Annotated in this window: 18 protein-coding genes; all 18 read right to left on the reverse strand. The window is 50.9% G+C overall.

Features of this window, described 5'->3' with window-relative positions; translation table 11 throughout:
- Positions 1-4 precede the first annotated feature (4 nt).
- Positions 5-907: a DapH/DapD/GlmU-related protein gene (locus tag ACTQ33_RS08905; protein WP_441464012.1), complete on the reverse strand. Its 903-nt coding sequence runs from the start codon at positions 905-907 to the stop codon at positions 5-7.
- Complete coding sequence (locus ACTQ33_RS08910) at positions 904-1,638, reverse strand: hypothetical protein (RefSeq protein WP_441464014.1); 735 nt, start codon at positions 1,636-1,638, stop codon at positions 904-906. The genes ACTQ33_RS08905 and ACTQ33_RS08910 overlap by 4 nt, the downstream gene beginning before the upstream one ends.
- Positions 1,639-1,642: 4 nt before the next feature.
- Positions 1,643-2,869 carry a glycosyltransferase family 4 protein gene (locus ACTQ33_RS08915; RefSeq protein WP_441464016.1) on the reverse strand — a complete coding sequence of 409 codons (1,227 nt, stop codon included), beginning with the start codon at positions 2,867-2,869 and terminating at the stop codon, positions 1,643-1,645.
- 21 nt (positions 2,870-2,890) lie between these two features.
- On the reverse strand, positions 2,891-3,532 hold the full coding sequence (locus ACTQ33_RS08920; protein ID WP_441464018.1) for a sugar transferase: 642 nt from the start codon (positions 3,530-3,532) through the stop codon (positions 2,891-2,893).
- 29 nt (positions 3,533-3,561) lie between these two features.
- Positions 3,562-4,251 carry a class I SAM-dependent methyltransferase gene (locus tag ACTQ33_RS08925; protein ID WP_441464020.1) on the reverse strand — a complete coding sequence of 230 codons (690 nt, stop codon included), beginning with the start codon at positions 4,249-4,251 and terminating at the stop codon, positions 3,562-3,564.
- Positions 4,252-4,255: 4 nt separating this feature from the next.
- Positions 4,256-5,452: a DegT/DnrJ/EryC1/StrS family aminotransferase gene (locus tag ACTQ33_RS08930; RefSeq protein WP_441464022.1), complete on the reverse strand. Its 1,197-nt coding sequence runs from the start codon at positions 5,450-5,452 to the stop codon at positions 4,256-4,258.
- 5 nt (positions 5,453-5,457) lie between these two features.
- The gene (locus tag ACTQ33_RS08935; RefSeq protein WP_441464024.1) at positions 5,458-7,275 is read right to left on the reverse strand and encodes a polysaccharide biosynthesis protein; all 1,818 of its coding nucleotides are present in this window, start codon (positions 7,273-7,275) and stop codon (positions 5,458-5,460) included.
- Positions 7,276-7,466: 191 nt separating this feature from the next.
- Positions 7,467-10,244 carry an O-antigen ligase family protein gene (locus tag ACTQ33_RS08940; protein WP_441464026.1) on the reverse strand — a complete coding sequence of 926 codons (2,778 nt, stop codon included), beginning with the start codon at positions 10,242-10,244 and terminating at the stop codon, positions 7,467-7,469.
- Between the two features lie 146 nt (positions 10,245-10,390).
- The gene (locus ACTQ33_RS08945) at positions 10,391-13,603 is read right to left on the reverse strand and encodes an S-layer homology domain-containing protein (protein WP_441464028.1); all 3,213 of its coding nucleotides are present in this window, start codon (positions 13,601-13,603) and stop codon (positions 10,391-10,393) included.
- A 292-nt stretch (positions 13,604-13,895) separates the two neighbouring features.
- Complete coding sequence (locus tag ACTQ33_RS08950) at positions 13,896-15,155, reverse strand: hypothetical protein (RefSeq protein ID WP_441464030.1); 1,260 nt, start codon at positions 15,153-15,155, stop codon at positions 13,896-13,898.
- Between the two features lie 267 nt (positions 15,156-15,422).
- Positions 15,423-16,583, reverse strand: coding sequence for a phosphopentomutase (locus ACTQ33_RS08955; protein ID WP_441464032.1), 1,161 nt, complete (start codon positions 16,581-16,583; stop codon positions 15,423-15,425).
- Between the two features lie 43 nt (positions 16,584-16,626).
- Complete coding sequence (locus tag ACTQ33_RS08960) at positions 16,627-17,466, reverse strand: YjjW family glycine radical enzyme activase (RefSeq protein WP_441464034.1); 840 nt, start codon at positions 17,464-17,466, stop codon at positions 16,627-16,629.
- A complete protein-coding gene (locus ACTQ33_RS08965; RefSeq protein ID WP_441464035.1) occupies positions 17,463-18,965 on the reverse strand; it encodes a YjjI family glycine radical enzyme in 1,503 nt (500 codons plus the stop codon). Before ACTQ33_RS08965 ends, ACTQ33_RS08960 begins: the two co-directional genes overlap by 4 nt.
- Positions 18,958-19,749: a Crp/Fnr family transcriptional regulator gene (locus ACTQ33_RS08970; RefSeq protein ID WP_441464036.1), complete on the reverse strand. Its 792-nt coding sequence runs from the start codon at positions 19,747-19,749 to the stop codon at positions 18,958-18,960. The genes ACTQ33_RS08965 and ACTQ33_RS08970 overlap by 8 nt, the downstream gene beginning before the upstream one ends.
- Before the next feature lie 111 nt (positions 19,750-19,860).
- Entirely contained in the window at positions 19,861-20,544 is a 684-nt protein-coding gene (locus tag ACTQ33_RS08975; RefSeq protein WP_441464037.1) for a FadR/GntR family transcriptional regulator, read from the reverse strand.
- A 156-nt stretch (positions 20,545-20,700) separates the two neighbouring features.
- Complete coding sequence (locus ACTQ33_RS08980; RefSeq protein ID WP_441464038.1) at positions 20,701-21,660, reverse strand: ABC transporter permease; 960 nt, start codon at positions 21,658-21,660, stop codon at positions 20,701-20,703.
- Complete coding sequence (locus tag ACTQ33_RS08985) at positions 21,657-22,784, reverse strand: ABC transporter permease (protein WP_441464040.1); 1,128 nt, start codon at positions 22,782-22,784, stop codon at positions 21,657-21,659. The genes ACTQ33_RS08980 and ACTQ33_RS08985 overlap by 4 nt, the downstream gene beginning before the upstream one ends.
- Positions 22,777-24,342 (reverse strand): ABC transporter ATP-binding protein, encoded by a 1,566-nt coding sequence (locus ACTQ33_RS08990; RefSeq protein ID WP_441464042.1) that lies wholly within the window; start codon positions 24,340-24,342, stop codon positions 22,777-22,779. Before ACTQ33_RS08990 ends, ACTQ33_RS08985 begins: the two co-directional genes overlap by 8 nt.
- Positions 24,343-24,384: the final 42 nt, after the last annotated feature.

Here is a 24,384-nt window from a genome sequence, read left to right on the forward strand (position 1 = left end):
TCCTTCACTTCTTTCCCGGTAAAAATGGTCTTGCTGGATATCCCACTACCATCTGCCCCTGGGCAACATCGCGGGTGACCACGGAACCCATCCCCACGGTAGCACCGTTGCCAATATGGGTCTGCTCCCGTGTGGTTGCCCGACTCAAATAACAACCTTCACCCACCTGCGTACTTCCACCGAAAATACACTGCATAGCTAACGTGGTTCCGTATCCAACTTGGCAATTATGCGATACGGCGGATTTGCAATCAATGGCACACCACGAATCAATGACTGTATCATCAATGGTACCTTGATCCACATTGACGCCCTTGGCCAGATAGACATGATCTCCAATGCGCACTCCGCCATAATGCTTGATAAACACCTTTTCGTGTTGCTCATTTTCCGTATATGCCAGACTGGAATGTCCAATGATAACCCCGGATTGTATCTCACAGTATGCGCCAATGGAAACACGATTGATGATTGTTACATTGTTCCAAATCACCGTGTGATCTCCAATGGTAATGTCGCCATCCAGCGTGCAGTTATGTCCGATTCTCACATCTTTACCCAGCTTTACCTTAGGACCGATATAGGTAAACTGACCAATGGCAGGACGTTCCTCCGGTTTGTCGTAAAAATGCTCAATGGTACCGAAAAATGCTCGTTTGGACATTGTAGTACGGATGACATTGGGAATCTGATCCGCCTCAACTTCCTCTGAGACAAATGCCAGCCGCAGTTCGGAAAGGTCCTGTCCATCAGGGATATTTCCCTGTTTTTTAATCCAGGTAAATGTTCCCTCCCGATAATGGGACAGGGAGGAAAAGCCGTCAACCGCAATTCCAGAGTCACCGGAAAATGTATATGGGATGTGCTCAGCGTCCAGATACACCAAAATATCCAAAATAGTGATCACTTCTGAATCATCTCATTTCTGCCTATGATTTTCTCTAAATCTGTAATGTTATCCATCATTTGATCGTATCTCTCTGCCGTAGCAGACTGTAAAAAACGTTTTACAGTATCCCGCATCGTCTCCTCTGTTTCCCGGTACCAAAAGGCATGGGTCAAGATGTGCAGCCGATCGTAGCTTTTGGCCTTTAGTATATCCAGTACCGGCTCCCTCCAGCGGTGACGACTGTCGGATAAATACTTAAATTCATGAAAAAAAGTCTGACCGTACGAGTTTACCATACCGGGAATTTTTAAGTCGGCCTCTAACGTCGTCTTAGACGGGCGATGCATGGATACGCATTGAATGTCAGTATCCAAAGCGGCTGACAAAATATCCCGTTCCTGTAAAATATGCGCTATGGTTTCATCCGAACCGGATTCGGCGTAGGCTTTTTCATCAAAATGTAACCCAATTTCGTGGCCCATTTGCTGTAGCTCTTGTAAAATATGCAGACTTTTCGGGGAGAGAATATTGTAAAAATCACTGGTCAACAACACAAAATAGGTACTGCTCACAGACATCTCTGCTTCTAAGCGCGCAAGCTTCAGAGAATCTTCCAGGCAATAATCAATATCATGGCGCAGAATTACACAAGATTCTGTGTTTTCCCAATTATGGTAAGAACTGATCTCATAGCCTTGTTCACGCAGCAAAGAAATCATAGCTTTGTACGCCTCATAGGTAAAATTCATCTCTCTATTTCACCTCATCAATGACTTGTAGTAATTTCTTTGTCAGCATTTGAAAGTCAAACTGTGCTGCAGCTTGTTGAATATTATCACACATGGCATCATATTCTAATTCCTGCATTTGCCGAATATGTGAAATCGCCTCGGGCAGATCGGCTGCACACCTCAAACAGATTCCCGCCTGGAATTGTTCCACCGGATTATATTTTGCAGAAACATCCATAATAATGGGCTTTCCCGCGGCAAAACAGTCAAACATCTTGTTGGGACTAATACCAAACCGAAACAGAGCTTCTCCTCTGTGCCCGCCGTGAATCAAGTTAATATCCGCCTGGCTGACAATAAAAGGAATATATTTCTTTTCCACTTTTCCTTTAAAGATCACATTGTGAATCCCCTCCTCCAGCACACGGCGTTCCAACATTTCGCGTTCATTGCCGTCGCCCCAAATCAGGAATTTCACGCAGAGATCCTCTATCTGCTTTGCCACATCCAACAGCAGTCCCAGATTATTTACCTGGCGAATGGACCCAGTATAAATTACTTTATAGATATCAGGATTTTGCAAATCCCCGTCCTCAATTTGATAATGGTCGCGATTGTAATAGAATTGTTCCAAATCCACCCCATTATTGATATAGTACACTTTAGACCGCGGAATTTCTTTCTCCCATCCCTGTTCCTCAATATAATCGTAAGCCCCTTCCATTGTAAAAACAACGGCATCGGCCTTTTTATAAATCCATTTTTCCAGCTTTCGCAGCGCAATCACAGCTGGATTTTTCGGGCCGGCAATGCCGTACGCCACGATGGATTCCGGCCACAGATCCGCAATTTCCGCAATACCTTTACATTGATATTTGCGGGCCAGATGGATACCAACAGCGCAAGATGTAGGCGGCATAGAGGTGGCTACAATGGCATCCGGTCTGGGAAAGTGTTTGCAAACACCAGGCAGTTTCCATGCAAATTCGCAAATATTATAGACTCGCTTCAGGCCATTCCCATAATAGTCCTTGCATTTGATATAGACATAGTGTACGCCGTCTACCGTATCCTCCTGCCATTTACTTCCATCGGTAATCAGATTCTGATTGGAATTATGAACTGTACTGGCAGCAAAAATCGTGACAGTATGCCCCATAGCCATGAGGTGCTTTGCGAAATAAGTCTGTCTGGCCAATGGATAGTATTGTGGCGGTACTGCATAGTGATTGATGAGCCATATATTCATGCTTCCATAGTTTCCTTTCCATCAACCTTTTACAATTACCGCAAAGGTTTCAAAAATCAGTTGTATATCATACCACACACTGGCCTTAGGGATGTACGTCAAATCCAACCGCAGCTTTTCCGGCATAATTTCATGAATATATGTCCAGTTTGGATCAGTACTTGCGGCCAAAACATCATTCTCGTTGCGATAACGGATGGAAGCTACGCCGGTGATGCCGGGCCGCACCAGAAAAACCTGTCTTTCTTCCTCTGTATATAAATCGGTGTATTCCTTTACCTCTGGCCGGGGTCCCACAAAACTCATGTCACCCTTTAGGACATTGAATAGCTGCGGCAATTCGTCTAATTTTGATTTTCGCAAAATCCGTCCAACTGGTGTAATTCTGCTATCGCCGCTGGTTGTGATCTTCAGTCCGGCGTTATCTTTCCGCATTGTGCGGAACTTATATATAACAAATGGCTTGCCTCCCAGCCCCATACGCTCCTGCCGAAAAAAGACCTCGCCAGGTGAGCTTAAGCGGACCGCCAAGGCCGCAAGCAAAAAAATAGGACTAAGTACAAGCAGGCCGCAGAAAGCTCCAACTATATCAAAAATCCGTTTTCTTCTCAAGGTTCCTCTACTTGGAAGAACAAGAAGTATTTTCTGCGGGGTCTCAATCATAAATATACTCCAGTTCTACATAGATTACATTATTTTTGAGCACTTAAAGAGATGATGTAACGACTATTCTCATTGCAAAATCTATCCAATTTACTGTCAATCCGTGCCAAAAAATTTCGTTGTTCATTTGTCTGTCCAACTGCACCCAACAGGCCGTAGCATTGATATGAAACATTGTGGAATGGAGTACAAAAATCCAACATCTCCTTGACTGTCACATATCTCCAATAGCTCCAAGCGTTAAACCGCCGTCTCAGAAACTGATGAACTGCTGTAGCTGCAAGATTTTCTGCGCAAAATAACCATCCACCCGGTTTTAATGCCCGATAGATGTTATCCATCATTTTTTTCTGAGCGGCATAATTGTCATTGGCCCCAACACCGCCCAAAACACTTTTGAAACAAATTATATCATATTTGCTCTCTTCACACAGTTCCAATGCATTCAAGGCATGGTAAGAAACCCTATGGTCTACCCCATATTCTCTATGCAATACTGACGCACTCTTCATAGGATTTATCAAGTCCGTGCAGTTGACATCACAGCCACAGGATGCAAACAGCAAAGATAATCCGCCATCGCGTGCTCCAATATCCAGACATAGCGGCTTCTGGATTCCTTTAAGCTTACTCTCAATATCCCAGAAGCGAACCGCACGTGACCAGTTAATCACATCCCATTCCACCGCAGCAGCTATCAGTTTTTCATCTATTGCCATATTATTACCTCACCATTGTGCGAATTTCCCGGCAGATTCGTTCCACTTGCTCCATAGTGAGGGTTGAATATAGCGGCAGGGTCAGCTCCGTCTCATACCTGGCATACGCTTTAGGGTAATCTTCCATACGGAAGCCCATATTGCGATATGCTGTCAGCAGAGGCAGTGGCTTATAATGTACATTAGTAGAAATCCCCTGTTCTGCCAGTTTTTCAATAACCGCATTCCGTTCCCCAAGGGTTTTACCCTGTAGCTGTGTCAAGTACAAATGGCAACTGGAAGTGTTGTCCGGTCGCAAATGATGTGCAGGCTGCACGCAGGCTCCATGCAGCATGGCATTGTACTGACTGACTAAACTGCGCCGCGTCTCCAACATGGAGCCATAGCGATGGAGCTGTGCCAGTCCGATGGCCGCCATAATATCGGTCATATTGCATTTATACAGTGGCGCCACAATATCATATTCCCATGCCCCCAACTGCGTTTTTGCTAATGCATCTTTACTTTGACCGTGCAGGCTCATTAGCATATATTGTCGATAGATTGTATTTCCATCCAGTCCCAGATCATCTCTCCAGGTGACCGCACCACCTTCCGCTGTGGTCAAATTTTTCACGGCATGAAAAGAAAACGCGGAAAAATCCGCAAAATTACCGGAACGGCGCTGGCCGGCCTCTGCACCAAAGCTGTGGGAAGCATCTGCCAGAACTAGAATGCGTCCCAACACTTCTTGCAATGCATTAGACGGTTGGTAGACGGATTTTTTGTCCAAAACAATCCGGTACACTTGTTCATAGTCACATAGAATTCCGCCCAAATCCACGGGAATGATCGCCTTCGTACGGCTTGTAATGGCTCGAGCCATTTTCTCATAATCCATTTCATAGGAATTGTCAGCACAGTCCACCATGACGATTGTAGCGCCCACATGCGCCACCACGCTGGCAGTTGCCGTATAAGTATAGGCCGGGACAATGACTTCATCGCCCGGGCCAATGCCAAACAGCCGCAGGGTCAGTTCCATAGAGGCCGTGGCTGAATTTAAACAGACTGCATAAGAATTACCGCAAAATGCCGCAATCTCCCGCTCAAATCGTTTTGTCTTGGGACCAGTAGTGATCCATCCGGAACGGAGTGTGTCCACCACCTCTGCAATTTCCTTTTCTGTAATATCCGGCGGTGAAAATGGAATCTGATTCATGCATTCTATCCCCTTGCTTGTTCTATGGTCGTAAATACCAAATTACGGGCAGCCTGCCCATTTTGATTCTGCAACTGTACTTTTAACTCCTCAATGGGCAGTTGAAGTCCTGCGTAATGGTTGCGTAGCACAAAAATCTTATCGTGGCTTGTATGGTCTACGATCTCATTGTCCAGAGCAATTTCCTCAAACAGCTTCTCGCCCGGCCTTAAACCGATGATCTTAATAGGAATATCCTTTTCCGGCTCATAGCCGGCCAGCCGGATCATGCTGCATGCCAAATCATAGATTTTGATAGGCTTACCCATATCCAGCACAAACACCTCGCCGCCCTTAGCCAGCGTTCCAGCGGATAGAACCAAAGATACTGCCTCTGGAATGGTCATAAAATAGCGGCGCATTTCCTTATCGGTCACAGTGACAGGTCCACCTGCCTCGATCTGCTTACGGAAGGTCGGCACCACGGAGCCATTGGAACCCATCACGTTGCCAAAACGGACTGCCGCCATCTCGCAGCCACCCTGGCCGTTCATACTCTGCACCAGCAATTCGGCCATACGCTTGGTAGCGCCCATGATGTTGGTAGGGTTGACAGCTTTATCGGTAGAGATCAAAATAAATCGCTTGACACCGTAGGCAGCGCAGGCCTCCAGCACATATTTTGTGCCAAAGACGTTGTTTTTGATGGCCTCCATAGGGTTTAGTTCCATCATTGGAACATGTTTATGCGCCGCCGCATGGAACACCATATCTGGGTGAAACCGCTCCATCAGCTCTGCCAAGCGCTTCTCATCCCGCACCGAACCGATACACAGAGAGTAGCGATCCGCCGGATATTTCTCTTTCAATTCCTCATTGATGGCAAACAAGCCGTTCTCGTGGATATCAAAGATTACCAGATGACTGCAACCATGCTCCAGTACCTGGCAGCAAATCTCCGAACCAATGGAGCCGACGCCACCGGTGACCAGCACACACTTTCCACGGAGAAACTCATAGACCGGCGCCATATTGGGCTTTACTGTATCACGGAACAGGAGATCCTCAATGGAGATATCCCGCAAAGCTCTGCTGTTGCCACGAAAATAGTCGTCGATATCATTGACGTTTTGGAACAGCTTTACCGGCAGTTTGGTTGTGGCGCACACTTTATGGATATGATTGAGTTGCTCCTCCGTGGCCGTGGGAATAGCAATGACAATCTGTTTTGCACCGTATTTGTCACAGACTTTTGCAATATTACTGACAGGACCAGCCACCGGAATTCCGCTGATCCGACGTCCCTGCTTCATGGGATCATCATCTACCAGAGCCACCGGATAAAAGCCTTCCATGGGGCTGTCTTGAAGACGGCGGATAACCACAGAACCGGCGTTGCCGGCGCCTACTACAACGGCCGGCAAACTTTTTCCGGTATGAATCTCCCAGCGAGCGCCACACCAACGGCTGAACCGGGACAGTCCTCGGACTGCGGTAGTGAAGAAAAATGCCAGTACACAATAGATCACGACCATGGAGCCGGAAATCGGCACAGCACCCATTAACTTGATCATAAACAAAACAAGGGCAGACACACAAGCAGCCCCCAACTGCCGGAACATCTCATCAAAGCCCATATAACTCCATAGGCTGTTGTATGTTCCACAAAGGAGGCCTCCCAGGATCAATGTTCCGGCTGCAACCACAGCTACACTAGGCATGTGTACAAGATATTCCGGGTCAACCACACCTGCAAACCGTAAAATTGCTGCCATATAAAATGTCAGTATCGATAAAATGCCGTCCGCTATCACATAAAACCACTTTTGATGCAGCAACTTCATCTTTATACCCCTTATGCAAAATCTCGACAATTTTATTTATTATATCTCCTAATCGTCCCAATGTCAAATGGATTATCCTTGCCGGAGTGTTAGATACTGGCCTGTCAATAGTCAGTATCTTATTAAAATACGTGCCGACTAGGTTGATAGTCTAGTCAGCACGTATAGATTTGGGGAGCAAAACCAACTAGTCAATTCGATGCTCGTATTCCGAATATACGACCTACAGAAACTCCAGGTTTCAAAGAAATAACCAGATTAAATTCCTCTTCCGCCATCTCTTCTGGAATGACAAACTGAAGGCTGACACTGTTATTTGTATACGTATACTCAGATTCATAGTTCTCTATAACTAGGCTAAGCCCTTCCGGATTGCTCGTTTCTGCTGTTAGTGTATAAGTGCCACCTTGTGCTGGTGTAATTTGATACCGAATGGTACTGTTTTCCACAAATGTATTGGTAAATCCACCCATTTTGTCCCACACCACCTCACCAGCTACAATTTCCGCACTGTCCGGTTGACCATTTTCATTTAGATCTGGTAAATACCGGCTGTCAACAAGAAGCATATTCACACGTTGCTCCACCGTACCTTCCGTAGAGAAAATTCTTGTCATAAAGGATAAACTGCGACTATCAAGAAGTGGATGGTCCAGTTGTTCTCGACTAACACTCTCGAACTGCCCATAGGTATCCAGCACAATACCCTGCATTTGCTCTACGTCGGCTCCGGACATTATAGCCTTTTCAAAAATATGAAATTGTGAATTCCAGCTGTCTACATTAGAATGTGTATAGACAAGGAACTTATCCGATGCAGCCTTAGCTTTTTCATAGTTGCCGCGGTGCAAATAGTATTCAGTCAAGTAAGGACCCACTGCATTGGAGTTTGCAGCCTGAAGTTCATCCGCATAGATATCCGCCTGCTGATATACTTCTTCATCCTGAATTGACATAGCAGCAACCACATAGGTCAAACGGTAATCGTCCCCCTCAAATACATCCATTTGTACACACTTTTTCAGCTGGGATGTTGTAACTGTTTCCCCCAGAACCATTTCAGTAGCGCGGGCATTCTGAGCCAGAAAAAAACCATAGACCGTCGATAGAATCCCCAAACCAATAGATCCTGCCAATGCGATGATTCTTCCATAGTGTTTCCTTGGGGCAAGCACTGGTGAGCTGTATGCCACTAGCCCGAATGTACCAAACGCCAAAATAGACACTTCCGCCATAGATGCAGATATTTCAAGCCCGCTGTGTATTGCAAAAATCAGCACTGCCCCCAGCAAAGCTGGAATCAGCGCCTCATTCTCTCCTGTCGTACAACGCAATAACCAGAGATTGTGAATGGCAACGCCCAGCATAGAAACGAACAGCAGTAATCCCACCAATCCAAGATCACAGAGCACCTGGATATAGTGATTATGGGCATATTTGGTCTCATAAAAAAAGTTCTGAACCGATGCCAGCCCATTTTCAAAGCCACCTAAACCTCGTCCAAAAACCGGATTCTGCTTCCACATTTTCAAGCCATCCTGCATAAAGATCAAGCGCTGTATGGCGCTATGGTTCGTAGTCAAGCCTTGAAATCTCTCCATCATTTCATTAGAAATCCAACGATAGCCTGCAGCGAGACTCCCACATTTCTCTGAACCAGAATAGGAAATGCTATGTACAGTCACTGCAGCGCTTTCAACGGGTTTTACAATGATCTGTAGCTCAATGGCATCCTCTGGGATCTCAATTTCTACTGGTCCTTCATAGGGAGCATCTGACAGCACGGTTGCTTCTTTCATAAGGATTTCGGCCTTGGATGTGCTAGCAATCCATAAATTGGCGTTCCCTTCTATCTGCAAAGAAATTTCACACAAACCGGTGCCAGGAAAAAAACGCTTATAGACAGACTCTTCTCCCTGTAGTACCACATTGGAAGTCTGCGTAAATGCTACTAGGCCAGCAGCCCCTAATAAAACCACAAGAACTATTAGGCCAAGTAAAAGAGCTTTAATTCTTTTGCTGAGGAGCTCTACAACTCGAGGCCGAAGCAGCCAATCCACCCCAAAGAGCACAATACTGCCAATCGCACAAAATACTAGCACCAGATATCCGCCAGTCGCATTGTTTCCCATATGCGAAAAACTTAGCGTAGCAACTGCGTCAGAGACAGCTAATGTCTCCAAGGTCACCAGTAAAAAATTCAAGCGGTTATACGCGCCGTGTAGAAATAACAGTACCAGTAAAACGGTCAATCCAAGTGACATAGTCGCCCCCAAGCTGATACACATGAGGAAGGTCACAGCATTAATTAATAGCGCAACACATGGCAGCAAACGTCGATAACCCGTGGCGCGCAATAGCAAATATAACGCCAAGAAAATACCAATAGCACACATGGTTGCCATAGAATTAGAGTTACCAAACAAACCTGAAACTCGGCCTGCAATTGCATTGTATCCATAAGTATATTGACCATACTGGTCGTTGGTATAGCCGCCCGTCCACATTTGAAACTTACGCATGATATCATGGGCTATTAGTCCTGCAGAAGCAGCATCCAGATGCAGAAGGCTTAACAGACTGGTAGCGCCACACAATACTGCAGCGACGTTGGGGAATGTCTCTCGTTTGGCAAATGAGAACACCGCCAGAAAAACAGCGTAGGCTGCCAAAAGGCGTGAAAACTCCGATAGAGCAAATTTCGGCGCATAGGCGTAAAATGTGGACGCACCTGCCAGTAAAATATAGGCTGTCACCAGCAAAAAGAAAATACTGCACTGTTCCCGCAGACGACGACGGAACTGAGGCGTAACACAGATGGCCACAATAGCCACAGTCGAGCAAAGAGCCACCTTCTTTTCTGTCTCCAGAACAAAGCAGGCTGCAAATAACACAGTAACTGATAAAGCAATCATTATAATTGCAGTTACTAAATACGCCACATATTTTGCAGCGCGGGATTGATTCATAGTTGTTTCCCTCCAAACCATTAGTAGTCTTTCGGTATTATACCAGAAAATTACCGATTTGTAAAACATTAAGGGATAAACAATAAAAACCCCCGGGCCGAAGCCCGGGGGTCGGGGTGTCCGTTAGGACGGTTCAGCAGTTATGCTTACTTAACAACCTTGACAGCCTTAGTAGTGGTGTCCTGGCTGTTCTTGTAAACGCCAGTGCCGTTGTTGGTAACAGTACCAGTACCATTGTTGGTGATGGTGCCGCTACCGGTCATGCCGCCATGAACAGCCACGCTAGCGGTGTTGTTAACAACGATCACAACAGAAGCAGAGCCAGTGATGGTAACAACCGCAGCATTGTTGACAGTCAGCTTGCCGCTGCCAGTCACGTTGCCAGTGATGGTGACGTTGCCGCCGCTGATAACCATGGAAGCACCAGAGGCAATATCAGCATTGACGGTCGTGAAGTTGGCCACGGACAGGGTGGAACCCATGTAGGTGGTGTTGGTAACATTCACGGAACCAGCGCCGGCCAGGTTGCCGCCTTCGAGGTACAGGTTGTCAACCGTCAGGGTCTTGCCGCTGGCAACGCTCACGGTGTTGCCATTCAGGTGCAGGCCACCGGTCACGCTGACATTGTCGCTCACAGTAACGGTCATGTTGTCGTACTTCAGAGCGTCCTTCAGAGCAGTCTCAGTGGTGACAGAAGCGGTAGCGCTAACAGGGTTAGCCTTCATCTCGTTGTTGACATCAACAACCAGCAGCACAACATGGTTGGCAGCCAGGATGTAGCGGACGTTAGCCTGATCAGCAGTGCCGTCGCCGTTCATGTCAGCAGCCTTCTGGATGGAGCCGCCCTCAACGCCGATCTTCTTGTCGGAGTCAACATAGAGCACAGTGGTGTCCTTAGCGTTGACCTCGCTGGAGGTGTAGTCCAAAGCGATCTTGGAGTCGCCGTCCCAGCCGGTGACCATACCGGTGGTAACGTTAGCCAGGTTGACGTTCTTGATCACACCGTCAGAGACAACGTCATAGGTGATGACAGCGCCCTGCGGATAGGTGTTGGGAGCGTCGGTGCTTTCAGCCTTGGCCTTCAGCTCGCCGTTAGCGGTGTGGATGGTGAAGTTCAGGTAGGTCTTGTTGTCCTCAGTGGTACGGTAGGTCTGAGCAGACAGATAACCGTAGTTGGAGCCAGCAGTGATCTCGGGCAGGCCAGAGGGATCAACAATCACAGCGACCTTAGCATAGGTAAAGCCGTTGACTTCCTGAGTCAGAACGGAAGTAGTCAGAGCCTTGGTAGCGGTGCCCCAAGTGTTCTTGATCTCCTTGCCGGTGTAGACATCAGCCTTGTTGCTGGCGCCAACGCCCACGGTGCTGCCGAAGAAGTACACAACAGCATCGTCAGCCAGTTCCTGACCATTGACCTTGCCATTGTTGTAGCCGGGGTTCGCGATCACAAGGGCCTTGTAGCCAGCCAGGTTGGCATCGTTAACATTGTCGCTGGGGTTGGAATCGTTTCTCACAGTCGTCAGCTCATAGCTGGAACCGTCGGGACGATAGGTAACCAGAGTGCCAATCAGGTCATTCAGAGTACTCACATCAGCAGTACCCACAGAAGCGCCGTTAATCTTGGTGATCTTGGCAGTCTTGCTGGTGCCGTCAGCGAACAGCAGCTTAGCCTGCAGCTCGCCGTTAGTCAGGCCGTTAGTAGCACTAGTTGTACCAGCGGTCACAACCATAGCAATGCTCTTGCTGGTGGCAGCAACATCAGTGATCTTGCTGTAGAAGATGGTGGAACCCAGGGAGACATACTCCACAGTGTCACCAACCTCAGCCTTCACAATGTTGGCGCTGTAGGGGTTGACGTTGCTGGCAGCCAGCCAAGTACCACCGATCTGGTACTCGGTGTAGGCGGTAACAGTGTCGCCACCGCGGACGCCGTCGATGGTGCCGGTCTTGAGATCAGCCTTCACGATGGTATCCTTCTCAGTGGAAGAGTTGGCAGCCTTAATGTAGTAAACCCAATCGCCAGCAGCATAACCGCTATAGGTGGTCAGGTCGTCGATCTTCACGGAGCCGATGCCGTTGCTGAACTGCACGGTATCCTTGCCCACATAGTTGATCTTGGCAACCGTCATGGGAGTGCAGATAGCAGCGTCGATCTTGCCGTCGCCGGTGTTGTCAACCAGCTTGAAGTCGTAAGCGCTCTTCTCGGTCTTCAGGCCGGCCAGCTTCAGAACGCTGGTATCGGAGCCGGTGGCATAGGCAGTGCTACCAACGTTGTAGACGTTGATATTGCTTGCGCTGTCCTTCAGCTTGTAGTCCTTACCGGACACAGTGACAGTGTTGGCGGTGTTGTTGACATCTTCAACATTGCCGGTAGCGCCGGTAGCAACAACAGAGCTGTCGTTGGCGTAGACACCGTAGGTAACCTTCTGGTCCTTGGTGTTATAGATCACCTTGACCTGCTGGCCGAAGAGATCCGTGTAATCCACGCTGGACTTCTGGGTGGTGCCATTGTTGATCTTGTTCTGAGCGGTGATGCTGTTGCCGCCGAAGGTGTTGGTGGTGGAGTCGAAGGTGTAGGTCCACTCGTTCTTGACGGAGTCATAGGAGAAGTCGCTCATGTAGCCAATCTGAATGGCGCCATTGTACTTCTCACTCAGCAGGGTAACAGGAGTAGTGGTGCCATCGTTGTTGGTGATGATCCACTGGCTGTAGCTCTCCGTCTGCTCGCCGGTAGCGGGGTTCAGGGACCAGCTGCGCTTCATCATGGTAGCCTGCATAGCATTGTACATGAGCTGAGCAGCCTGGTCACGGGTGATGGGCAGGTTGGGCTGCATGTCGGACAGGTCGTCATACAGGCCAGCCTCATTGGCGTAACGGTTGACGTTGACGTCCCAGCCGGTGCCGCCGAAGCCGAACACAGTGGCGTCGTAGCCCATAGCGGTCAGCATCATCTTAGCGGCCTGAGTACCGGTCAGGCTGCTGTCGGGGGAGAACTTGCCGCCGCCGACACCGCCAACAATACCCATGCTGGTGGCATACTCAATGTAAGCCTCACCCCAGTGGCCCTTGATGTCGCTGTAGCTGGGAGTAGCGCTGGTGCTCAGAACGGGAGCCTTGCCGCCGTTCATGACGTAGGACACCATCTTGCACATCTCAGCGCGGGTCAGGTAGCCGTCGGGGTTGAAGTCGCCGTTGTTGTTACCGCCGATGACATTCAGAGCGGCCATAACCTCAACAGCTTCCTTGTTACCGATTTCATTGTAATCGTTGAAATCGGTAGCTGCTGCACCGGCAGTGGCGCTGAGACCGAACACAGTGCTCATAGCCAGAACCAGTGCAAGAACCTTCTTCAGATTCTTCATTCTAGGAATTCCTCCTTATAAAAATTGTCAAAGGTACAATTCGTCCCCGTGCCGCCCGGTATACATACCGTGGCTAGCCTACCCGTATCTACGCCGGAGACTGCCAGGGAACGTCTCGTCCCTTTGCATGATAAAGTTTACCACATCCCGCCCCCCTTGTAAACGGGGGCCCCCCCTTTTTAATCTTTTTGTCATACAACGTGGTTTTTTCGTTTAAAATATCTATTTGATTTATTTTTATGAATGTTAACTGTAATATTAAGAAACATTACTAACACAGTTTTTCACAAAATTACGGTTCTGTGACATAATATCGGTTGTTCTTTCGTTCGATCAAGCCCTGTGCCATCAGCTTTTGCAGCACGGTAAGACAGTGCTTTTGCGCCAGCCCCAGCAGATTTCCAAGCTCGCCGCACCGGCACCCCGGATGATTGGCCAGATAAGCCAAAATTACTTCCTTCTGCTGGTCTGGCGGCACGATCGTACCTGCCAAATAGTAGCTTCTGCCCGATGTCACCACCACGCCCCGTTCTGTCAGCCACTGCATGACCCGGTTGGCATGGTTTCCCGATAGATTCAGCAGCTCCATGACCTCCCGCCGTACCATACGACCGTGGTGTTCCAGATAGGTACGGATGGGCTTGGCCCAACGGGCCTGCATCTCCCAATCCCGCCGCAGCATGGGCATGGTCACCTTCGGGCATCCGCCCCGGACCAATGCCGCCCGGACCATGCGAGATAAATGAGACGGCTCAATCTCCTTATGCGCCCGGTCGGAAATTAGAATATAGTCCGACCATTGACGGTTTCTGGCTTCCAGCTCCTTTAAAAAGGAACACAGCTCCTGCGGCATGCGACGCTTTTCCCCTGCCACATTCAAAGTCCCAGTCTGCCAGTCCACCATGTCCCATTGCAGCGAGTGGATCACGGTTTTGGGCACTCCCAGCTGCCAGGCCAATCGAAGCGTTACGGCAACCGCGCTGTAGCCCTCGTTTTCGATGATCTTCTGTAACTTTTGCGCGTCAATGGCCGTCTCCTCTTCCTCCGGCTCCGACCAGCAATCATCCGGTCGAGAAAAGTGGAGCTGCAAAGACCGGACATCCATCCCAGCCACCCGGCTGACATATTCCCAACTGTGGGTTTGCAGCAGACGTTCCGTATAGTCATAGCGCAAATCCAACAGCCGTACCTGCTCCTGCCCGATCTCATTCATCAACCGCCGCACAACAAAGGACAGATGCTGTTCTGTAGGCTGCCGCCGGTCTCTGTCGGAAAGCACCACCGGACCGGAGACGTTCCTGCGCTCCATCTGCAATTCCTGCAAATAGACCTGTAGCTTCGGTGACATGGGGATTTCCCGGTCCGGCAAGCGGACCACAGAGGATGTAAAATCCACCTGCTCCCAGGTCAGATCGTGGATCTCCTGCCGCAGCAGTCCCAGCTGCCACGCCAAATGGACCGCCACCGCCGCCATGCGGTGCCCCTCTTCCTGGAGCGTCGCTTCCAGCAGCGCCCGGTTCGGCCGATGAAACTGGAATTTTGGTGTTTTCATTCCCACGGCATCGTCTTCCTTTCATAAGAATCATACTGTTTTATATGGTAGTATAACGGAGTTTTTCTCTTTTGCAACCCCTTTCCCATTCACAGCAACACATGTTTACTTCCATATTATAATAGTTATCCTGACAAGAAAACTACAGATTGTCAATCTTTACAAATTATATACAACAGCTATAGATGCCAAAAAACCTTCCATGCCGAAATGGCACCGAAGGTTTTTCAGAATTCATTTTTGGGGTATCAATTGGAATAGGAACACTCAGGATTTTATCAGAAAGCTCTCCCCCGGCGTTGCGTAAGTAATTCCAAATCGCTCTGCAATAGTGGCCGCAACATCTGTAAAACTACTTCTGGTTCCCAGCTGCTTGCCCGCCGCATTTTTCCCAAACATCAGCAGCGGTACATACTCTCTGGTATGGTCGGTAGTGGCTTGATACGATGGATCACAGCCGTGATCAGCCGTCAGGATTACCAAGTCCTCCTCGCCCATCTGTTTCAGGAAACCGGGTAGCCAGGCGTCAAATTCCGACAGGGCGCGGGCGTATCCGACCGGGTCTCTCCGATGGCCGAACAGCATATCAAAATCCACCAAATTGACAAAACACAGTCCGTGGAAGTCTTTCTGCGCATACTGCATGGCAAGCTCCATGCCATTGCGGTTGGATGATGTATACACATGCTCCGTAATGCCTTTTCCTGCAAAAATATCAAAAATTTTTCCGACTGCAATGGTATCATGCCCCGTATCCCGCAGTGCGTCCAGAATCGTTTCTGCCGGCGGCTCCAGCGAAAAATCATGACGGTTGGCGGTTCTCCGATATGCTCCGGACGTGCCGACAAACGGGCGCGCAATCACACGACCCACGCCATGCTTGCCTCGCAGCAGCTCCCGCGCAATCCGGCAATAGCGGTAGAGTTCCTCCGGTGGAAGGATTTCTTCATGGGCCGCAATCTGAAAAACAGAATCCGCCGATGTGTACACAATCAATTTTCCGGTACGAATGTGCTCGTCACCGTACTGAGCGATGATTTCCGTACCGGAGGCGGGAATATTGCCCAGAACACCCCGGCCGGTCGCCTGGCAAAACGGTTCTATAATCTCTTCCGGGAAGCCATTGGGATACGTCGGCAACGGCTGCTTCGACACAATACCGGCAATCTCCCAATGACCAATGGTCGTGTCCTTACCCATGGAGGCTTCGGCCATCCTTCCATAGGCCGCCGTCGGCGTCTGGACCTGGGGCAGGCAATCAACACCATCGATATTTCCCAATCCGGCGGCAGTCAGATTCGGAATGTGCAGTTCGCCGGAAGATACGCACGCGGCCAGCGTATGCACTCCGTGGTCACCAAACTGCGCGGCATCCGGCAGGGCGCCGATGCCGAAAGAGTCCAATACAAACAAGAAAATGCGGTTCATCTCATACCTCTTTGTTCTGTCAATTTCCACATTGGTTTTGCAGTTACAGGATACTGATATGGTCGAAGCCCGCTCGGGCCGCTATTTGGGCCCAGTGCTCCATTTCTGCCGTGGTGGGCGAGGACATCTGCGCCGCCGGTCCCCGTACCCCCATAGGACGAAACCGGATCAATTTCAGTGGAATGTCTGCCACGGTTTCCCGGCCCAAAAGCACCGGAATGCCCCGTAAAACAGCCTCTACGTCCACCTGTCCCGGCAGATTCACCACACGGAGTTCTGTCAGCAGCCCACGGGCCGCAAGATACCGCAGGTTCTTTTTGACCATATCATTCGGCTTGGAAGTCAATGCTTGATGCACGCGGCTGTCCCATGCCTTGACATCCAGCATCACACCGTCACAGACCTGCATCAGTGCCGGAGACGCAGACAGGTCACACATTCCGTTGCTGTCCAGAAGGCAAGTCAATCCTTCCCCATGGGCCAGTGTAAACAACTCCGTCAGAAACGCGGGATGCAGCGTACATTCTCCGCCGGAAACGGTGATACCACGAATAAACGGAATGCTGCGACGCACCTGCTCCATCATCATCTCCGGTGTCATCCACCGGACCCGCGGATCACTGAACTGCGGACACGTCTGGATGCATCGATCACACTTGCAGCAGCGTTCCGGCTGCCAGCGGATTCCCGTCTCCGTTTGTTCCAATGCGCCGTTGGGACAAACCGGCACGCAGAGGCCGCAGGCTGTACACAGCGTCTGCGTCTCCGGATTGTGGCAGTACGCACAGCGCAAATTGCACCCCTGTAAAAAGATGGCCACCCGGTTGCCCGGACCATCCACCACACTGTAGGGCAAAATTTTGTTGACTGGGGCTTTGTTCATTCCACCGACCGGACCTTTCTGGCATGCAGCCGATTGAGCTTGTAGTTGCTGCTGCCGTTGATGACGTTATCTTGCAGCACCACTTCTCCCCTGTCGTACTTTTCCAAGTCGCTACGCTTGACCAGATAGCCGGTAATCCGTACCATATCGCCGTCTGCTCCATAGAACGCACAGTACTTGTCGCCGATCTGGAACGCACCTTTTATAATGTCCACCAGGGCGGCCGGATTTCGCTCCGCCGTATGGTCAAAGGGGAAGATATCGCTGCATCCAGTGGGGAAATAAGCATGGAACCGGGCGGAGTGGCGGAAATGGTCTAAAAGATTTTCCGGTTCGTCGCCCACCACAATGCGCACGCCCGAGGTCACACCCTCATCAGTGGCGAGACCCGCCTGTGCGTGCAGCAGGAAATGGCCGCCGGCGATCTCAGAGTAACGCGCCGGGAACTTGGCCACAAAGTCCTCAATATACGCCATAATGCGGGCAGCCAGATCATCGGCCTCCGCATCGCGGCCATACCGTAGATTCCGGTCGGCCAGCAGCCGGTTGACGCAGTCACACAGACCGGCCACGCCGTACATGCCAACGAAGCGTTCCCGCTCCACCAGACCTTCCTGTACCAAAAAGTCCGACTGGAAGAATCCGGATTTCTCCACCAGGAACGCAATGCGGGCATTCATATATTCGCCCAGTGCCTGGCAGGCCTCCGGCAGCAGCGTTTCCATAAAGTGCTCCACAGAGGTTGCCATAGCTGCCAGCCGCGGCAGCACCAGTCTCGACAGGGTGTACGCACCGCCCCGTAGAGGCAGCACATTGTAGCAGGAGGAAACGCCATAGTCCAAGGTATAGGTATTTCTGTGGATGGCATCGTTGCAGAACGCCGGATTACCGCACTTTAAGGAGCAGAGCACCGCCTGCTCCGCAAAGTCATCGGGGGTGATGGACGGGTCGTACTTTAGAGAAAAATTTGGGACTTCCAGCTGCAATTCCGCCTCCAGCTGCAACAGCAGCCGTCCGGCCCGGGTCGCCTTGGGCCCCAGGTTGGCATGGGAATAGGCGTTGGCAATGACGCGGTTGCAGAAGCCCAGGAAGTACCGCAGTTGATACAAAGCTTCCTCGTCGCTGACACCGTCCAGAAACGGTTCAATCAGCGTGTCCAGATTGCCCAGGTACACCGGCTTGGTGGTAATGGAGGGAATGTACTGGTACAGCACCTCCAGACTCCAGATCAGCTGATCCAGCGTCTTGGGCGGAGCAATCTTCAAAAATTTGCTTCCGTTCTTTACAAACTTCTCGAAATCCACCATCACATACCGGGGACGGTATGGAGCATGGCCTTCGTTCATGTCGCACAAGGCGCCGTGGTCCTGATAGTAGCGGAATTTCTCCGGAATCTCCAGAACATCCAGCGTATCCTCTGCCGCATGGCACAGGGCCGCCAGCTTCTGGTGGTAGTTCAGATGGGTGGACGTTACAGTTTCGTAGACAAAATCATTCATGACGGCATACTCCTTTATCCATGGATTCTGTTTTGGTTGGATACCGGGTACTCTCCTCCGTCGCCGCCTCGTCTGGAAACACCAGGGCCAGCAGCATGGCGTACTGTTCCGCGTTGAAACAAACCCGGTTTCTTTCGCGGCAAATGGCGCCGCATTGAACCAGCTGTGTCAGCCCACGTTGAACCGTCTTGACGCTGCTGCCAATGCTGTCGGCAATGCTTTGCAGCGTTTGGCGCAGCGTGTACCGCGTTGGTTTGCCCGGTTCCTGCCGGCCATTGGTTATCAGATGGACCGCCAGCCTTTGCAGGCCCGTGCAGAACAGCCGCTCCCGCTCCATGCGGGCCTGGGCGCTGAGGTTGGTGGTGATCGCACAGGTCCGGGCATAGAGACTTTGCACATCGTGCTGCATCCAATACAGGTACGTCTCCCGCGGCAGCAGCAAAAAGGTACAAGCACTGTTGCAGACAACGGTGCTCCGATAGACCGGACAGGCAGAAAACGCTTCCAACTCCCCCAGGAAAAACAGCGGCGCAAACTGGGCGTACCGGTATTGGGCGCCGTTTGCCATGGGGGATATGCAGCTGACCGTTCCTCGCAGCAGCAGGAATACGGAATCCGCCGGGTCCTCCAAATAAACCAGCACCTGGCCCGCCCGCTTTCGGAGCAGATGTACACCCCGGTCGCAATCCGTCGGAAAGGTTCGAAACAACGCCCGCAATTCCTGCTGAAGCGGTTCGGACAGCTGCGCTTGTCCGGCAATTCGATTGAGGATTTCCTGAATCATAGTATATCGACTCCCCACAGGATAAACAGGACAAGTGTCCACATGAATTTAAAAAAGGGACCCAGCGATCTGCCGTACCGGCATGATCGCTGAATCCCCATAAAATTGCGTTTACGCTTTGGTATGGATATGTGCTTCCACATATTCGATGGAATTATCGATGTGGATTCGGGTGTATAAGCTGGCCAGTTCGCCGTTGCGCTCCTGCAGCGCCTCCAGAATGCGTCCGTGCCATAAGATGGAGTTATCCGGGCCGATGTTGTCATATTGCATAGCCTGGTGCCACGTCAGCAGATCCGTCAGCAGCACGGAGATCTGCTGAATGATCACATTGTGGGTACCAATCGCCAACAGGTGGTGAAACTGGCTCTCATAACTCTGGAATTTCTGCGGGTCATCTTTCAGCGTGACCATTTCCCGGTAGTTTTCTTCCACCGCGTCCAGTTCCTCCTGGGACGCATGGGCAACAAACAGTTCCGCGTTATAGGAGTCAAACATCCGCCGAAATTCCAGAACGGTCATCATGGTCTCCCGGCTGGGCGGATAATAGAGCATTCCCATCAGGGATACCTGATCAAAACCGTTCACATACGTACCGGAGCCCTGCTGCTTCCGCAGGACGGATAAGCTGCTCAGCCGCTCAATAGCCTGACGTACCGCAGCGCGGCTGACACTGAGGGTCTGGCAAAGCTGATCTTCCGTATCGATCTTCATTCCCGGTTTCCATACGCCGGCGCTGATATGGTCCGTTATGTACTGAAAGACTTGATTAGAAGCCTGTGTGGAATATGACACAAATCGCCCTCCTCTCATCTGATTATTGTTAGTATATCATACCATTTACTCCAATCGCAACCATGGGGCCGGTCTGCGTGGAAAAAATGCTGAAAAAGCACGGCGTGCCGTGGTATGCCACAGGCACGCCGCGAATACAGCGCAATGGTTCGTGAATCAGTTGACTTTAGAGGCGCGGCGCTTTTTGCGTCCCTGGGTGCTGATAATCCGTTCCTTTTTGCCCATGGAGGAGGAGTAAACCGCCAGACCGATGAGCGTGATCACATAGGGCAGCGCCTGGAAGATCTCCGACGGCAAGCTCAGGGTTTGCAGCGTGACGGCTAACGCGTTGGCGATGCCGAAACCGATGGACGTGAGGAACGTCGGCAATACGCTGGCATTGCCCAAGTTTTGTGCCGCAATGGCCATAAAGCCGCGGCCAGCTACCATGTCCCGGGCGAACCAGGACAGGTATCCCATGGACATGAAGATACCGCCCAGGGCCGTGACGGCGCCGCCAATGGTCAGGGTGATGTACTTGATGCGGTTGACATTGATGCCCACGCTTGCCGCTGCGTTCTCATTTTCACCCACCGTACGGATGCGCAGACCCAGCGGCGTGCGGAAAATCAGAATGTAGACGAAGATCGGTAGAATAAGCGCGACATAGGTCAGAATATTGTGGCCCGACAGTGCTTCACCAAGGACGGGAATGTCCTTGAGCAGCGGGATTTCCACATTGGGGAACACCAGGCTGGGCAGCGAATTGGACGCACCCTTCTCGCCGCAGAGAATATACATTAGAAATACTGTGCCGCCCGACGCCAGTGTATTGAGGGCAATACCCGTCAGCACGGCCGCCGCATTGAGTTTAATGGTAAAATAGCCGTACAACAGCATGGTAATGATACCACCCAGCAGCCCGGCCAGCAGGCCCACAAACAGGCTCTGGGTCAGGGCGCTGGCTGCAACGCCGAAAAACGCCGCAAACAGCATACTGGCTTCAAACGCGATGTGCAGGACGCCGCCCTGCTTGCAGATGAGCGCGCCCATGGCGCCGAACATCAGCGGGGTGGTGATGCGGATCACCGAAAATAAAAAGCTGGCCGAAAAAATGGATTCCAGAATTGTGCTCATGCTTTTGCCGCCTCCGTTTCCTGTGCGTTCTGTGCCATCAGCTGCTGCTCGGCCGCACGCACCATCATGATATGCTTCCGCTTGTAGAAGAACCGCTCCGCAACGACCAACATCATGATAATGGCCTGAATGATATTGACCAATTCGATGGGGATGTCGGAAGAGCGGGCCAGAATCGCGGCGCCCTCCTTGATATACGCATAGAAGAACGCGGCGATGGGCACCAGCTTGGGATTATAGGCGGCCATGATGCCGACCATGATGCCGTCAAATCCCAGGTTTGTATTACTGGCATACTGGAAGCGGGTGTACATACCCAGGACCTCCACCGCGCCGCCGACACCGGCCAGAAAACCGCCGATCAGCTGTGCCTTCATGATGGTCGCCTTCACGGGCATACCGCAGTATCTGGCAAACTCACTGTTCTGGCCGATAACGCGGATTTCATAGCCGCTCTTGCTGCGGTACAGATAGAAGTAGCTGAACACAATGACAATGATGGACAGAATCAGGCCAAAATGAATGGGGGTACCGGGGACAATCACCGGCAGAATAGCGGTCTCTGCAAACTTGTAAGACGCGCTGAAACCGGCGGTGTTGTCACGCATAGCGTGGTTAATCAGGCCGATGGCAATGTACATACACACATAGTTCATCATCAGGGAGCTGACGATGGGCTTGGAGTTGAAGCGTACATACATATAGGCTGGGACAAAGCAGGCCAGCATACCGAAGATACCGCCCAGCAGGCAGCACAGCGCAATATGGGGCACACTGCTGCCGATATCGAAATAAACGGCAACAATGGTAGCGCCCAGAGCACCGACGGTAAAGCCGCCCTCCACAGCCATATTGGTTTGGTTGGCCGAGAAGATGAAACACACAGCCGCGCCGGTAAACAGCAGCGGAATCATTTTACTGATGGTCTCACCGAAGCGGCGCAGGGTAGTAAAGGGACCGACCACAAAGCTGTACATAGCGGTACCCGGGTCGTCGCTGATCATCAGAATCACCATAAAGGCGAAGAGCATGGCAATGACCACCGCCAGCAGCACCCGAATGGTGTTGAACATCTTTTCAATTTCTTTTGGAGTTCTCAGTTTTTTCGTGGTGGCTTTATGCACGGTACATCGCCTCCTGGATTTCCTCGTCAGACATGTGCTTGACACCCAGCATATACTCACCGAGCTCGTCCTCGCTGACGGATTTTGCGTTTTCAAAGTATGCCGCAATGCGGCCGTTGTGCATGACCATCAGGCTGTCGCTGACCTCCAGCACCTCATTGAGGTCGGCGCTGATGAGCAGCACGCCCGCTCCTTCCGTCCGCAGCCGCACCAGCCGTCTGCGAATAAAATCGCTGGCACCGATATCGATGCCGCGGGTGGGCTGATTGGCCACGATCAGAGAGGCATTGGCCGTAAATTCACGGGCCGTCACAACCTTCTGCATATTGCCGCCGGACAGCATCCGAATGGGCTGATCCCGTCCGTCGCACTTCACCTTGTACTCTTTAATCAGTTCATCCGACAGCGTGTAGATCTTCTTAAAGTCCAACAGGTGGTGCTTTTGAAATTCCGGCTTATAATACCGGTCTGCAATGATATTATCGGAGATGCTGCCGTCGCCAACGATACCGTACGTCATGCGGTCCTCGGAAATGTGGGCAACGCCGCTTTCCCGCAGTTCCCGCACTGTGCAATCCCGCACATTTTTCGGCGGATGGCACACATACGCCTCTCCCACAAAGTTGCGGTCCAGACCGGTGATAATCTCGCTGATTTCCTTCTGTCCATTGCCTTCCACACCGGCCACGCCCAAAATCTCGCCGCGGCGAACGCGGAATGAAACATCGTCCAAAATCTTTTTATCCTGATTCAGGTATTTTGTGATGCCTCGGACGTCCAGAACCACCTCTTGCACGTGCTTGGGTTCCTTTTCAATTTCCAAAATGACGTCACGGCCCACCATCATCCGGGAGATATCGGCCTCACTGGCCTCACAGATATTCCGGACGCAGATGGATTTGCCCGCCCGCATGACGGTGACCCGGTCACACAGCTCCGTGACCTCGTTGAGTTTGTGGGAAATAAAAATGATGGTGTATCCCTGCTGCTTCAAACCTTTCAGTTCGATGAACAGTTCCCTTGTCTCCTGCGGCGTCAGAACCGCCGTGGGTTCGTCCAGAATGATGATGCGGGCGCCGCGGATCAGAACCTTCAGAATTTCCACCTTCTGCTTCTGTCCGACGGAGAGACTGGACACCGGAGCCGTGGGGTCAATGTCAAAATTGTATTTCTTGGCCGTTTCCATGGCCAGTTCCACAGCCTTTTGCCCGTCGTAGAAAAACCGGCCCTTACGGGGCTCCATTCCAATGATCAGGTTTTCGGCCACCGTCAGACTGGGCACCAGCATGAAGTGCTGATAGACCATACCGATTCCCAGTTGAATGGCAACGTTGGGATTGTCGATCTGAACTTCCTTTCCATGCAGAAGGATGCGGCCATCCTCCGGCTTTTCCACGCCGAACAGAACCTTCATCAGGGTGCTCTTACCAGCGCCATTTTCGCCGACCAACGCATGAATTTCACCCTCGTCAACGGCCAATGTCACATTTTCATTGGCAATAAAGCCATTTGAGTAAACTTTGCGGATGTTTTCCATCACCAGTATATTTTTTTCCATGGATAGCCTCCAAGTGTAGTAATCTGCATGGCGCAACATACG

It is taken from the genome of Candidatus Avoscillospira sp. LCP25S3_F1 (assembly GCF_052117125.1).
Classification (GTDB): Bacteria; Bacillota; Clostridia; order Oscillospirales; family Oscillospiraceae; genus Avoscillospira_A.